Origin of the sequence: Knoellia pratensis (genome assembly GCF_042666395.1) — a bacterium.
GTDB classification, from domain to species: Bacteria; Actinomycetota; Actinomycetes; order Actinomycetales; family Dermatophilaceae; genus Knoellia; species Knoellia pratensis.
This window is the reverse complement of the sequence record NZ_JBHTDJ010000001.1, coordinates 19,225-33,075: the sequence shown is the minus strand read 5'-3', so window position 1 is coordinate 33,075 and position 13,851 is coordinate 19,225. Positions and strand designations below refer to the sequence as shown.

Annotated in this window: 12 protein-coding genes; 4 read left to right on the top strand and 8 right to left on the bottom strand. The window is 68.4% G+C overall.

The features are described from left to right. Positions 1 to 72: 72 nt before the first annotated feature. Together ACFQRE_RS00150 and ACFQRE_RS00145 are read right to left on the bottom strand one after the other, a co-directional pair. Positions 73 to 1,512 (bottom strand): sensor histidine kinase, encoded by a 1,440-nt coding sequence (locus ACFQRE_RS00150; RefSeq protein ID WP_380117542.1) that lies wholly within the window; start codon positions 1,510 to 1,512, stop codon positions 73 to 75. Continuing rightward, positions 1,509 to 2,243, bottom strand: coding sequence for a response regulator transcription factor (locus ACFQRE_RS00145; RefSeq protein ID WP_380117540.1), 735 nt, complete (start codon positions 2,241 to 2,243; stop codon positions 1,509 to 1,511). The genes ACFQRE_RS00150 and ACFQRE_RS00145 overlap by 4 nt, the downstream gene beginning before the upstream one ends. Before the next feature lie 252 nt (positions 2,244 to 2,495). Between ACFQRE_RS00145 and ACFQRE_RS00140 the strand changes: the two genes are divergently transcribed. After that, positions 2,496 to 2,867 carry a hypothetical protein gene (locus tag ACFQRE_RS00140; protein WP_380117538.1) on the top strand — a complete coding sequence of 124 codons (372 nt, stop codon included), beginning with the start codon at positions 2,496 to 2,498 and terminating at the stop codon, positions 2,865 to 2,867. 3 nt (positions 2,868 to 2,870) lie between these two features. On the opposite strand, the gene ACFQRE_RS00135 is transcribed toward ACFQRE_RS00140, so the two are convergent. Genes ACFQRE_RS00135 through ACFQRE_RS00120 form a run of 4 tightly spaced genes read right to left on the bottom strand, consistent with a single transcriptional unit; the run spans position 2,871 to position 8,406 of the window. Next, positions 2,871 to 4,055, bottom strand: a complete 1,185-nt coding sequence (locus ACFQRE_RS00135) for an acyl-CoA dehydrogenase family protein (RefSeq protein ID WP_449274542.1) — start codon at positions 4,053 to 4,055, stop codon at positions 2,871 to 2,873. 43 nt (positions 4,056 to 4,098) lie between these two features. Continuing rightward, positions 4,099 to 4,923 carry a CoA transferase gene (locus ACFQRE_RS00130; protein WP_380117536.1) on the bottom strand — a complete coding sequence of 275 codons (825 nt, stop codon included), beginning with the start codon at positions 4,921 to 4,923 and terminating at the stop codon, positions 4,099 to 4,101. 38 nt (positions 4,924 to 4,961) lie between these two features. Next, entirely contained in the window at positions 4,962 to 7,148 is a 2,187-nt protein-coding gene (locus ACFQRE_RS00125) for a 3-hydroxyacyl-CoA dehydrogenase NAD-binding domain-containing protein (protein WP_380117534.1), read from the bottom strand. A gap of 37 nt (positions 7,149 to 7,185) precedes the next feature. Continuing rightward, positions 7,186 to 8,406, bottom strand: coding sequence for an acetyl-CoA C-acetyltransferase (locus ACFQRE_RS00120; protein WP_380117532.1), 1,221 nt, complete (start codon positions 8,404 to 8,406; stop codon positions 7,186 to 7,188). A 114-nt stretch (positions 8,407 to 8,520) separates the two neighbouring features. On the opposite strand from ACFQRE_RS00120, the gene ACFQRE_RS00115 reads away from it, so the two are divergent. Both ACFQRE_RS00115 and ACFQRE_RS00110 read left to right on the top strand, forming a co-directional pair. Beyond that, on the top strand, positions 8,521 to 9,099 hold the full coding sequence (locus ACFQRE_RS00115; protein WP_380117530.1) for a TetR/AcrR family transcriptional regulator: 579 nt from the start codon (positions 8,521 to 8,523) through the stop codon (positions 9,097 to 9,099). 320 nt (positions 9,100 to 9,419) lie between these two features. Further along, a complete protein-coding gene (locus ACFQRE_RS00110; protein WP_380117528.1) occupies positions 9,420 to 10,106 on the top strand; it encodes a response regulator in 687 nt (228 codons plus the stop codon). Between the two features lie 320 nt (positions 10,107 to 10,426). Here the strand turns inward: ACFQRE_RS00110 and ACFQRE_RS00105 are convergent, their stop codons facing one another. Beyond that, entirely contained in the window at positions 10,427 to 12,256 is a 1,830-nt protein-coding gene (locus tag ACFQRE_RS00105; RefSeq protein ID WP_380117526.1) for a phosphoenolpyruvate carboxykinase (GTP), read from the bottom strand. 408 nt (positions 12,257 to 12,664) lie between these two features. Between ACFQRE_RS00105 and ACFQRE_RS00100 the strand changes: the two genes are divergently transcribed. Beyond that, on the top strand, positions 12,665 to 13,237 hold the full coding sequence (locus tag ACFQRE_RS00100; RefSeq protein WP_380117524.1) for a cupin domain-containing protein: 573 nt from the start codon (positions 12,665 to 12,667) through the stop codon (positions 13,235 to 13,237). A 29-nt stretch (positions 13,238 to 13,266) separates the two neighbouring features. On the opposite strand, the gene ACFQRE_RS00095 is transcribed toward ACFQRE_RS00100, so the two are convergent. After that, complete coding sequence (locus ACFQRE_RS00095) at positions 13,267 to 13,842, bottom strand: TetR/AcrR family transcriptional regulator (protein ID WP_380117522.1); 576 nt, start codon at positions 13,840 to 13,842, stop codon at positions 13,267 to 13,269. Positions 13,843 to 13,851 lie beyond the last annotated feature (9 nt).

Here is a 13,851-nt window from a genome sequence, read left to right as displayed (position 1 = left end):
CATGCTAGCCACGCTCATGGCAGTGAGCCCTCGTGTTCGCTCAGCGCGCACAAGCAACCGGGGGCGTCACGCTCAGGCGGGCGGCGTGGGGAGTGAGACGGTGAACGTCGTGCGGCCCGGGCGGCTGTCGAGGTCGACGCTGCCTCTGTGGGACTTCGCGACCGCGTCGACGATCGACAGTCCCAAGCCGGTCGACCCATTCGCTCGGTTGCGCGCCTCGTCGCCGCGAGTGAATCGCTCGAAAACGTTCTCCTGCAGCTCCTCTGGCACTCCTGGGCCGTCATCCCTGACAGCCAGTCGCACCCAGCCGTCCTCCTGCCGGAGTGACGTGACGATGCGGGTGCCCTCGGGGGTGTGCGTGCGCGCGTTGGCCAGGAGATTCGCCACGACCTGGTGCAACCGGGCCTGGTCCCCCGTCACCTCGACCGGCTCGTCGGGCAGGTCCAGCTCCCAGTGATGACCGGGCGCCGCGGCGTGCGCGTCCGACACCGCGTCCATGGCCAGCAGGGACAGGTCGACCGGCTCGCGGTCCAGGGGACGTCCCGCGTCGAGGCGAGCAAGCAGCAGGAGGTCCTCGACGAGGCCCTGCATCCGAACCGCCTCTGACTCGACCCGGGTCAGCGCATGGGTGACCGAAGCGGGAACGGGCTCTCGCTCGCGGCGGGACAACTCGGCATACCCACGAATGGACGCCAACGGCGTCCGCAGCTCGTGCGAGGCGTCGGCGACGAACTGGCGCACCTGGGTCTCCGACTCGTGCCGTGCCCGGAGCGCGCCCTCGACGTTGTCGAGCATGTTGTTGAGGGCGAGTCCCACCTGCCCGACCTCCGTCCGTGCGTCGGTGTCGGCAGCGGGCACGCGTTGCGCCAGTGCCACGGCACCGGAGTCGAGCTTGAGTTGGCTCACCTGAGTGGCGGTGTGGGCGACGCGTGACAGTGGGGCGAGGTTGCGGCGGATGATCCACTGCCCGCCCAGTGCGACCAGGGCCAGACCGGCGATGGCCGTGCCGACGACGAGACCGATGGTGGCATCGACGATGCGGCTGATGCCGCTCATCGGCAGGCCCGAGATGACGGTGTTGCCGGCGTTGCCGAGAGCTGACGCGACGCGGTACTCGCCCAACCCCTCCACCTCGACCGTCGTGGGCGTCGAACCGATACCGGCATCCTGGAGCGCGGCGATCTGGGCCGCGCTGAGCTCGCCGATCTCGCGGCCGTGTTCGACCTGGTTGCGCACGACGTCCCCGTCGCGCAGCACGAGGAGGAGGGATTCGCCTCCACCGCCGGGGATGGGGCCTCCGCCGCCGCCGGGACCGCGCGGTCCGCCAGCGCGGAACAGGGAAGAGGTCACGTCCTGGTCGATCTGGTTGACGAGGTGGTTCTGCAGGGCGATGACGGTGAAGGCCGACGTCGCCGCCGTGATGACGAGGAAGAGACCGACGACGGCGGCGACGAGCTTGGTCGTGAGCGACCAGCCGGCGGGATCGAGGCGGGAGCGCTGCGCCGTGCTCATTCCGCTGGCTTGAGGACGTAGCCGACGCCGCGCATCGTGTGGATCATCGGGGTGCGCCCGGCGTCGATCTTCTTGCGCAGGTAGGAGATGTAGAGCTCGACGACATTGGCCTGCCCGCCGAAGTCGTAGTTCCACACGCGGTCGAGGATCTGCGCCTTCGACAGGACTCGCTTGGGGTTGCGCATGAGATAGCGAAGCAGCTCGAACTCCGTTGCGGTGAGGTGGATCTCGTCGCCTCCACGGGTCACCTCGTGGCTGTCCTCATCCATCGTGAGGTCGCCGACGGCGATGACCGATGACGACTGGTCGGCGACCACCGTGGTGCGACGCATGAGGGCACGCAGCCGGGCCACGACCTCCTCGAGGCTGAAGGGCTTGGTCACGTAGTCGTCACCACCCGCGGTGAGACCGGCGACGCGATCCTCGACGGCATCCTTCGCCGTGAGGAAGAGCACGGGAACGGCATCGTCGTCGGCACGCATCCGGCGCAGCACCTCGAGGCCGTCGAAGTCGGGCAGCATCATGTCGAGCACGACTGCGTCGGGCTGGAACTCACGCGCCGCCTTGACCGCCTTGAGCCCGGTGGCCGCCGAGCGGACCTCCCAACCCTCGTAGCGCAGCGCCATCGACAGCAGCTCGGTCAGGTTGGACTCGTCGTCGACGACCAGGACTCGGACAGGGCTCCCGTCGGGGCGCTGCAGCCTGGCGGACGAGGTCGGGGCTGTGCTCATGACATCCAGTAGACCGTCATGCCTTCAGTGTTGCCCATGTGTTGGCTGTGCGACTCCTGTGAACAGGAGCAACTCCAACCCCGCTTCGACTTCGTGCCCCGCACGGACACGCCGACGAGGCCTTCGGCCGAGGGAGCGTGTCCGTGCGGGGCACGAAGTCGCACTTCGCCCGGCTCGTCGTAGTGCCTGGTCGTAGCCGCTCGACATGTTGACCACAGGTTCGCCACAGGGGCGCCGGGCACGGTCGCTCTCATGACGACTGATGACACCACATCGAGCACCTCAGTGGACTGGTCGGGGTCCGCTGCCCCCGAGTCCCCGCGCACCCTCGAGAGCGCAACGGCCCCGACCGTGCACCCGGTGCGCTGGTCGGGCAAGAAGACCGCCGTCGCCGCAGCCCTGGCACTCGGTCTCTCCTCGATCGGTGCCGTCGGCGCGGCCGCGGCCCACGAGCGAGGCTCGTCCGCCTCGACGCAGGACGGGCGACAGGGTGGCTTCCCCGGACAGCAGGGCCAGCAGGGCCAGCAGGGCCAGCAGGGGCAGATGGGCCAACAGTTCCAGCCCGGCCAGCAGAACCAGCAGGTGCCCGGCCAGTCGAGCCAGCCGGGCGCCACCACCACCTGAGCGTCAGAGGGTGCGGGAGATGAGTTCCTTCATGATCTCGTTGGTCCCGCCATAGATCTTCTGGACGCGCGCGCCGGCATACATGCGGGCGATCGGGTACTCGAGCATGTAGCCGTAGCCGCCGAACACCTGCAGGCACCGGTCGATGACATCGCACTGAACATCGGTGGTCCAGTACTTCGCCCGTGAGGCAGTCGCAGCATCGAGCCGACCCTCGACGTGCAGCCCGATGCAGTAGTCGAGGAAGGTGCGCGCCGCCAACACATCGGTGCTGACCTCCGCGAGCGTGAAGCGCAGGGCCTGGAACGAGCCGATCGGCTTCCCGAACGCCTCGCGCTCCTTCGAGTAGGCGATGGCCAGTTCGACCGCCTTCTCGGCAGAGGCAACGGCACCGACCGCGATGGCCAGGCGCTCCTGTGGCAGCTGCAGCATGAGCTGATAGAAGCCCTGCCCCTCGGAGTCGCCGAGCAGGTTGCCGACCGGCACCAACATGTCCGTGAACGACAGCTCGCGGGTGTCCTGTCCGTGCTGCCCGATCTTCTGCAGCACGCGACCTCGCTCGAAGCCTTCGGGTCCCGGCGTCTCTGAAGTGCCACCAACCTCCGCGACGATGAGCGAAACCCCCTGTGCCCCTTCACCTCCGGTGCGCGCGACGACGAGAACGAGCCCGGCGTGCGACGAGTTGGTGATGAAGGTCTTGCTGCCGTTGATGACGTAGTGGTCACCGTCGCGCTTGGCGGTGGTGCGGATGCGCTGCAGGTCGGACCCGGTCGACGGCTCCGTCATCGCGATGGCGCCGACGAGCTCGCCCGTGGCCATGCGCGGCAACCACCGCTGCTTCTGATCCTCGGACCCGTAGTTGAGCAGGTAGTGCGCGACGATCGACGAGTGCACCGAGTAGCCGAGCGAGTCGTCGGCGGCCCGCCCCTGCTCCCACATCACGGCGGCCTCGTGGGCGAACGAACCGCCACCGCCGCCGTACTCCTCGGGGATCGAGATGCACAACAGCCCGGCCGCGCCCGCCGCGAGCCACGTCTCCTTGTCGACCTGGTGCTGCTCGGCGAAGCGCTCGACGTTCGGCGTCACCTCGCGCTCGAAGAAGGTGCGGGCCAGGGTCAGGACATCGGAGACCTCGTCGTGCTCCATCCAGGGGGACACATAGGTCGGGGGAGGGACGATCTCGGGCACGGTGACTCCTTTGTCGGGTCGAGCTGAGGATCAGGCAGAACGATCAAGCAGGGGCAGCAACGGCGGCCAGCGGGATGTCGTGTTCGTCGGCCCACGCCTGCCACTCGAGGGCAGTGCGCGTCGCGAAGACCTCCGCGAGACGGTCCCGGCTGAGTTTGTCGGGGTCCAGCTCCAGCGCCGTGAGCAGCCGTTCAGTGAAGTGCGGTTCGAGCGCGGCGAGCGCCACGTGACCTTCCGACGCGGCATACACGTCGTAGACGGGAAGTCCGCCACCGAGAAGTCCGCCCGGCACGGTCAGCCCGTGCACGACCGGACGCGCCATGGCGTGGGCGAGGTCCGACAGGGCGACCTCGCGTCGTGAGCCACGATCGGTGCGGGCGCGTTCGACGAGAGCCGCGGCAGCCTCGGCCGCCGCGCGCTCAGCGCCGGCGAGGTCGACAACTGTCGTGGTCGGCATACGCCCGTCTCGAACGAGACCGGTCCCCGCCTGGTAGGTGAGGTCGTGCCCGGCGATCTCGGCGCCGTCGCCGGGGTGGCCGACGATGTCGACCTGACAGACGTGGGTATGCCGCCCGCTCACCGATGCGTGGTCGAGTCCCAACCGCGCCAGGGCAGAGGGGCGAGAACTCGTGAAGAAGATGTCGGTCTCGGCGAGCAGCTCATCCAGACGCGCGCGACCCTCGTCGCTCTTGAGGTCGGCGAGCTCGATGGTCTGCCCCTCGTGCAGTTCGTCGAAGTAGGCCTTGGCGAAATGCTCCAGGGGGTCGCCCGTCGGCGGGAGCACGGTTGTCACGGTTGCGCCCCACGAGGCCAGCCGCGCAACGGCGGCTGGCCCCGGGAGGTTGATCGCGATCGAGAGGACGCGCACGCCGCTGAGTGGTCCAGGGACTCCGAGCGGCGCGGTCATCAGGCTGCCGGCGCGCTCGCGTCGACGAGCGTTCCGGTTGCGGCGCGCTCGGAGAGCCACGCCGACGGACGGAACCGCTCACCGTAGGTGTCGGCGAGCTCGTTGGCGCGGGCCACGAAGCCGGCGAGGCCGCCCTCGTAGTTGGTCATGAACGTCGCCGGGCCACCGGTGTGCGGCGGGAAGCCGATGCCGAAGATGCCGCCGATGTTGGCCGACTGGGCGTCGGTGAGCACGCCCTCCTCGAAGCACGTGGCCGTTTCGAGCGCCATCCGGAAGAGGTAGCGGTCCTGCAGGTCCCGCAACGGGATCTGCGTGTTCTTGGACCAGCGCTGGCGCAGCTCGGGCCACAGCACCTTGGGCGCACCTTCGGGGTAGTCATAGAGACCTGCGCCCGCAGCCCGACCCTTGCGGCCGAGCGCCACGAGGCTGTCGATGACCTCCTCGCCGGGCGTTGACGCGAGCTCGCGCCCCTCGGCGGCGGCAGCCTTCGCTGCCTCCGAGCGGATGTGCTGCGTCAGGGTGAGCGAGACCTCGTCGAGCATGGCGAGCGGCGGGGCCGGGAAGCCGGCCGACGTCGCGGCCCGCTCGATGGTCTGCGGGTCGACACCTTCGGCGAGGAGCTGGGCGCCCTCGATGATGAGTGTGCCGAAGACGCGGCTCGTGTAGAAACCGCGTCCGTCGCCGACGACGACCGGGATCTTGCGGATCTGCTGGACGAGGTCGATCGCCCGGGCCGCGGCGGTGTCGGAGGTGTGCTCGCCGCGGATGATCTCGACGAGCTTCATCTTGTCGACCGGGCTGAAGAAGTGCAGCCCGATGAAGTCCGCGGGACGGGTGGCGAAGCCCTGCAGGCCGGTGATGGGCAGGGTCGACGTGTTGGAGCAGAGGAGGGTGTCGGGTCCGACGACGGCCTCGACCTCGGCGAACACCTTCTTCTTGAGCTCGTGGTCCTCGAAGACGGCCTCGATGACGGCGTCGACGTCGGCCAGGTCGGCGGCGTCGGCGGTCGGAGTGATCCGGGCGAGGGTCGCGTCACGGTCCTCCTGCGACAACCGACCCTTGGCCACCTTGGCGTCGAGCAGCTTGGCCGTGTAGGCCTTGCCCTTCTCGGCGCCCTCGATCGACACGTCCTTGAGGACGACCTCGATGCCGGAGGTGGCGCAGGCGTGGGCGATGCCGGCGCCCATCATCCCGGCGCCGAGGATGCCGACCTTGTTGACCTTGGAGCGCTCGATGCCGGCCGGGCGCAGCGCACCGGAGTTGATCGACTGCAGGTCGAAGAAGAACGCCTGGATCATCGCGGTGGACTCGCGTCCGGCAGTGAGCTCGGCGAAGTAGCGCGACTCGATGCGGCTCGCGGTGTCGAAGTCGACCTGGGCGCCCTCGACCGCTGCCGACATGATGGCGCGCGGCGACTTGATCGGGCTGCCCTTGAGCTGCTTGCGCAGGTTGGCCGGGAACGCCGGGAGGTTGGCCGCGAACGCCGGGGTGGTGGGGGTTCCGCCGGGGATCTTGTAGCCCTTGACGTCCCACGGCTTGGTGGCGGCAGTGGCGTCGTCCTTGTGGGCGAGGATCCACGCCTTGGCGGCCGGGACCAGGTCCTCACGGGTGGCGACGAGCTCGTCGATGACTCCCTTGGCGTGCGCTTCGGACGGCGTGCGCTGCTGGCCCTGGAGCAGCCAGCTCATGAGGGCCTCGGTGATGCCGAGCATGCGCACGAGACGGGTGACGCCGCCGCCACCGGGAAGCAGGCCGAGGCTGACCTCGGGGAGGCCGAGCTTGATCTTGTCGTCGTCGACGGCGATGCGGTGGTGGCAGGCGAGGGCGATCTCGAGTCCGCCACCGAGCGCGGCGCCGTTGATGGCGGCCACGACGGGCTTGCCGAACTGCTCGAGGCGACGCAGCTGGGCCTTGATGTCCTCGACCTCCCGGAAGGAGTCGCCGACGGTTTCGGCCGTGATCTTCTGCAGGTCGGCGAGGTTGCCGCCGGCAAAGAAGGTCTTCTTGCCCGACGTCAGGACGACGCCGGTGATGTCGTCGCGCTCGGCTTCGAGCCGATCGATGGTCTCGCCCATGGCGGCCTTGTATGCCGCGTTCATGGTGTTGGCGCCCGCGCTGGGGTCGTCCATCGTCAGGGTGACGATGCCCTCGTCGTCGCGCTCGTAATGAATGATGTTGTCGCTCATGGCTTGTGGGGTTCCTGTCCGTGTCTCAGATGCGCGTTCAGATGCGTTCGACGACAGTGGCGATGCCCATGCCGGCGCCGATGCAGAGGGTGGCGATGCCGCGTTCGAGGTCGCGGCGCTCGAGCTCGTCGACGAGGGTGCCGAGGATCATCGCGCCGGTGGCGCCGAGCGGGTGACCCATGGCGATGGCTCCACCGTTGACGTTGGTCTGGTCCTCGTTCCAACCCATGTCGCGCATGAGCTTGAGGGCGACGGCGGCGAAGGCCTCGTTGATCTCGACGAGGTCGATGTCCGCAGCAGTCATGCCGACGCGATCGAGCGCCTTGCGGCAGGCGGGAGCCGGGCCGGTGAGCATGATCGTCGGCTCGGAGCCGATGACGGCCGTGGAGATGATGCGCGCGCGAGGCGTGAGGCCCATCTCCTTGCCGATCTGCTCGTTCCCGATCAGCAGCAGGGCGGCCCCGTCGACGATGCCCGAGGAGTTGCCGGCGTGGTGGATGTGGTTGATCTGGTCGACCTGCGTGTACTTCTCCAGGGCGACGAAGTCGAACCCGCCAGCCTCGCCGATGCCGGCGAACGAGGGCTTGAGGGCCGAGAGGGACTCGACGCTCGTGCCGGGGCGGATCGTCTCGTCGCGGTCGAGGATCGTCAGGCCGCTCTTGTCCTTGACTTCGATGACCGACTTGCCGAAGTGGCCGGCCTCCCAGGCCGCAGCGGCGCGGGCGTGCGACTGCGCGGCGAAGCGGTCGACCTCGGCGCGGTCGTAGCCCTCGAGCGTGGCAATGAGGTCGGCCCCGATGCCCTGGGGCACGAAGTCGGTCGCGAGTGCGGTGGCAGGGTCCATGGCCCAGGCGCCCCCGTCGCTGCCCATCGGAACGCGGGACATCGACTCGACGCCACCGGCGAGGATGAGGTCCTCGAAGCCGGAGCGGACGCGCGAGGCGGCCTGGTTGACGGCCTCGAGACCGGAGCCGCAGAAGCGGTTGACCTGGACGCCGGCCACGGGCTCGGGCAGGCCGGCATACATCGCCGCCACACGCGGGAGGACCGCACCCTGGTCGCCGACGGGCGACACGATGCCCAGGATGATGTCGTCGATCTGGGCGGAGTCGAGGCCGGGGTTGCGCTCGCGGACGGCGTCGATCAGTCCGACGACGAGGTCGATCGGCTTCACCTCGTGGAGGGAGCCGGACGACTTGCCCTTTCCTCGGGGGGTGCGGAGGGCGTCATAGATGACCGCCTGGGGCTGCTCGGGCATGGACCGGCTCCTTCTGAGGTGTTCGCAGGTGAGCGATTTCGCTTCTCCTTGGCACGATACGCACGCATTGAACACTTGTGCAATGGCGGGGTCGCGTGTTGACTGTCACCCACCATGACCGCCTCGACGACGATCGACTCCCGCTCGCGCATCCTGACGACCGCGCTCCGACTCTTCGCTGCCCAGGGCGCTGCGGCGACGAGCCTGCGTGAGGTGGCGCGTGCGGCAGGCGTCGCACCCGGGCTCGTCGTCCATCACTTCGGTGGCAAGGACGGACTGCGCGCGGCCGTGGACGACTCCGTGGTCGACCTCTTCCGGGTGGCCGTCGACTCCGTGCCGCTCGAGGGGCCCGCCGACGAAGTGGTCGCGGCGCGAGATCACGCGGCGGCGGAGATGTTCGAGGCCAACCCGCACGCGGTCGACTACCTGCGCCGAGCCGTCGTGACGCCCGACCCGGGTGCCGAGGGGCTGGCGCGCCTGCTCATGGAAGAGACGATTCGGCGGACCCAGACGCTGCGTGACCACGGCATCGCCCGCAGCCGGATCCCCGTCGAGGAGCAGGCGGTGGCTGTCTTCATCCGACAGCTGGGCACGCTGTTGCTGCAACCGGCCCTGGAACGGCTGTGGGCCCAGGCGCAGGCGCCGTCACCCGTGCCGACGGTGCGGGTCAGCCTGCAGCGCGACAACGACTGACCTCGCTCCCGTTCGTCAGCCTCGACCCCGGCAAGTGTCCTTGAGGGCGTGCTCACTGCCTTGCACCCCAATCCGTATTGCGAAGGTCTCCGAACAAGAAGAGTGAACTGCCCAACGTCGGGGATCACCCCCCGCCACCAGCGCCGCGCTCGCACACCTGTCGAGTCGTCAGACGGCCCTCACGTGGGGTTCTCCTGATGCTTGACTCTGTCGCCACGCCAGATTCCCTGCCTCGACCAGCCGTTGGCGAAGAGCCTGCTTCCTGGGCCGGGGCCCCAGGTCTGCGACGAGGAACGCGTCTGGACGAGAAGCGAGCGCGGATGGCGGCGATGCCATCGAGGGTGATGGACCCTCGCGAGCGGATCCGCGTCGTGATCGCTGATGCCCACGATCTCTACCGTCAGGGCATGAAGGTCGTCCTTGAACTCGAGACTGACTTCGAGATCGTGGCCGAGGCCGGGTCCGCCGTCGAAGCCGTGGAGAAGTGCATCAGGTTCACGCCTGACGTCGTGCTTCTCGGCCAACGCATGCCCGGCACCGCCGGCATCGGGGCGTGCGAGGCGATCTCGAGGAGGTCGCCGGACACCAAGATCCTGGTCCTCGCTGCCGACGACGACGACCTGTTTGCCGCGCTGCAGGCAGGCGCCACCGGCTACATGCTCAAGGGCACCCCGGCCCCGCAGGTCGTCGAGTCCGTTCGTCTTCTGCGCGGCGGTCAGTCGGTGATCCCGGCACACATGGCCAGCCTGCTCCACGCCGAGCTGGCGAGCCTGCGAGAGCGCGCACGCTTCGAGGCGCCGTCCGGGCTGCTCACCGAACGTGAGCTCGACGTCCTGCGGCTCGTGGCCGGTGGCAGGGCCAACAAGGACATCGCCTCCCGACTGTGCATCAGCGAGAACACGGTCAAGGGCCACGTGCGCGCCCTGACGTCCAAACTGCAGGTCAGCTCCCGGGTCGAGGTCGCGCTGTTCGGCCTGCAAAACGGGTTCGCCGAGGCGGAGGACTGAACGGACGGGTCAGGGGCGGCAGTCCAGGGCCTTGAGGTCGACGGCGTTCGCCATGGCCTCATGGCCCGCGTCGCCAGGTGCAAGTGGTCGCCGCTGTCAGTGCCGCGAGCATCCGTGCCCACGTCCCGACCTGGTCGCCTTCATGCCCTTCAGTGAATCCCGGAGTATGCCGTCCCGCCCCCGGAGCGCCCTGCTCACCCCAACGTGTCCGAACCGTCATCGCCACGTCACCGTCCGGCATACCCGCCGCAGCAGGTGCACAACGCGAGAGGCGCCGCTCCCCGGAAGGGAAGCGGCGCCTCGTCGGCGTTCTTTTGGACTCAGACTCCGAGGCGAGCCTTCAGGCCGTCGAGCTCGACCTGCAGGGCGGTCGGGAGGTTGTCGCCGAACTTGGCGAACCACTCCTCGATCTCCGGGATCTCGGCCTTCCACTCGTCGTTGTCGACGGTGAGTGCCTTGGCGAGCTCGTCGAGGTCCATGTCGAGGCCCTCGGTGTCGATCGACTCCGGTGTGGGGACGTGACCGATGGCGGTCTCGACCGCGGCAGCCTTGCCCTCGATGCGCTCGATGGCCCACTTGAGGACGCGAGCGTTCTCGCCGAAGCCGGGCCACACGAAGTTGCCCTCCTCGTCACGACGGAACCAGTTGACGTAGAAGATCTTCGGCAGCTTGGACGCGTCGGCGCCCTTGCCGATGTCGATCCAGTGCTGGAAGTAGTCACCGGCGTTGTAGCCGATGAAGGGCAGCATCGCCATCGGGTCGCGGCGGACGACGCCGACTTGACCCGTCGCAGCAGCAGTCGTCTCTGACGAGAGCGTGGCACCCATGAACGTGCCGTGGGTCCAGTCGCGGGACTCGGTCACGAGCGGCACGGTGGTCTTGCGCCGGCCACCGAAGAAGATCGCCGAGATCGGCACACCCTGCGGGTCGTCGTACTCCGACGCGAGGATGTCGCACTGCTTGATCGGGGTGCAGTAGCGAGAGTTCGCGTGGCTCGACAGGACGCCGGCCTCACCATCGGCCGGGGTCCAGTCCTCGCCCTTCCACGACGTGGCGTGGTCGGGCATGTTCTCGAGCCCTTCCCACCAGATGTCGCCGTCGTCGGTGAGTGCAACGTTGGTGAAGACCGAGTTGCCCTTGTTGATCGTCGACATGGCGTTGGGGTTGGTGTGCTCGTTGGTGCCGGGCGCGACGCCGAAGAAACCGAACTCCGGGTTCACGGCATACAGACGACCGTCCTTGCCGAAGCGCATCCAGGCGATGTCGTCACCCAGGGTCTCGACCTTCCAGCCCGGGATCGTCGGCTTGAGCATGGCGAGGTTGGTCTTGCCGCAGGCGCTCGGGAAGCCGGCCGCGATGTAGTAGACCTGCTCCTCCGGCGAGGTGAGCTTGAGGATGAGCATGTGCTCGGCCATCCAGCCCTCGTCGCGCGCCATGACCGAGGCGATGCGCAGCGAGTAGCACTTCTTGCCGAGCAGGGCGTTGCCGCCGTAACCGGAACCGTAGGACCAGATCGTGCGCTCCTCGGGGAACTGCACGATGTACTTCTCGGGGTTGCAGGGCCACTTGACGTCGGCCTGGCCCTCCTCGAGGGGGGCGCCGAGCGAATGGAGCGCGGGGACGTACTTCGCGTCCTCGCCGAGCTCCTCGATGCGGTTGAGGACCGCGGTGCCACAGCGGGCCATGACGCGCATCGACGCGACGACGTACTCGGAGTCGGTGATCTCGACGCCGAACATCGGGTGCTCGGACTCGATGTGACCCATGACGAACGGGATGACATAGAGGGTGCGGCCCTTCATGCAGCCGGCGTAGAGCCCGCGCATGATGTCCTTCATCTCCTCGGGCTCCATCCAGTTGTTGGTGGGCCCCGAGTCCTTCTCATCGAGAGAACAGATGTAGGTGCGGTCCTCGACACGGGCGACGTCGCTGGGGTCGGAGGCGGCATAGAAGCTGTTGGGCTTCTTCTCCTCGTTGAGCTTGATGAACGTGCCGGCAGCGACGAGCTTGTCGGTGACGCGGGTCCACTCCTCGTCGGACCCCGTCACCCACACGACCTCGTCGGGGGTGGTCATCGCGGCGACCTCGTCGACCCAGGCCTGGAGGCCTGCGTGCGTGGTGCCCTGAACGGGTGCGGCGGGTGCGGTCATCTGCGTCCGTTGTCCTTCCGGTTCCGAGCGAGTGCTCGGTTGTGGGCCCGGCCAATGCCGGAGCCACCTCGGAAGTGGATCCGACGACTGACCTGCTGGATGTGACCACGGTACTCGCATGCTGAGACGGGTCTTGTCTCGTCGGTGAGCACCGTGATCGAGGTTCCTGAGGGAACCGTTTGTCCACCGTAGGAGGTCTGGTGGACAGGGACGGCGGTGGAAACCTTTCCGCACCTATGAGGTCTCTCACACGCAGCCCTACCTGCGGGTATGCCGTCCGCCCGCCTCCGTTGTCAACCGCACCACCCGGCCCACTCACGCGCGCACGGCGTGCGACGCCCTGCGGCCGTTGCTGGTCAGCGCCCACACTGGACTGGCAGCCCGTCTGTCCCTTGCCGAAGGAGCCTGATGCCCGCCCTCCACGTCCCCGCTGACTCCGCCGAGCCCGGCGCCCGGGTCGAGACCGCCGAGGGCGAGTTCATCCGCACCCCGAGCGGTGTCCTCGTCCCGGCCGTGATCGACCCCTTCCATCGGGCGCTGCATCACATCGCACCAGGCTCGCTGATCACCGAGACGAGCCAGACGACCGGGATGTCCAGGCGTGAGGCGATCAGCGGCAAAACCGTTGGAGCGCAGGGATTGTGGATGGGACAGACCCATGTGCCCGCCTCCACGAACTCGGGCAACCACCACCACGGTGCCTCCGAGACGGCGATCTACGTCGTGTCCGGGGCGCCGGTGTTCGTCTTCCTCGAGGTCGATGGCGACGAACCCGTGGAGCGGCGAATCGAGACCGGTCCCGGCGACTACGTCTTCGTCCCGCCGTGGGTGCCGCACCGCGAGGAGAACCCCGACCCGGACTGCGAGGCGGTCGTCGTCATCGCCCGCACCACCCAGGAAGCCATCGTCGTCAACCTCGAAGGACTGGACTGGTCCGAGGTCGACCTTGCCGCGAAAGCCGGTGCGGGAGAGGGCTGCTGAGCGCGGTAGGTGAGCGGACGGCATACCCGTCAGGTCAGTAGTGCGACCAGCGCGGCGATCCGCGCCGCACGTGCGCGAGGGCGTAGCCGGCCGTCGCGGGACAGTGTGATCAGTCCGTGCATGGCGCTCCACGCGACCTCTGTGCGCGTCTCCTGGTCTGAGTCGCCCAGCTTCTTCGTACTCGCCAACCCGTCGGAAAGGGCGATGAAGGACTCGCGAAGCTCCGGAGGCGCCGTGCGCTCCCCGAACGACAGGCCGAGCGGCATCGAGAACATCGCCTCGTAGACCGCTGGGTGATGACGGGCGAAGTCGAGATAGGCGGTGACGACCGCGAGGACTCTCTCGTCCTCGCGCGTCTTGCCGAGTGCCTGTCTGATGGACACGCCGAGATCGACGAATCCTCGCAGCGCCACGGCCCGCACGATGCCGGTCTTCCCGTCCTCGAAGTGGCCGTAGAGCACGGGTTGGCTGCGTCCGATCTCGTCGGCCAGTCGCCGCGTCGTCACCGCACCCCACCCCTCGGCCTCGGCGATCGTGCGAGCGCGCCCGATGATCTGCTCCGCGCGCTCCTGGCGTTCGACGCTCTTCTGTGTCCGTGCACGCATGCGCCAAAT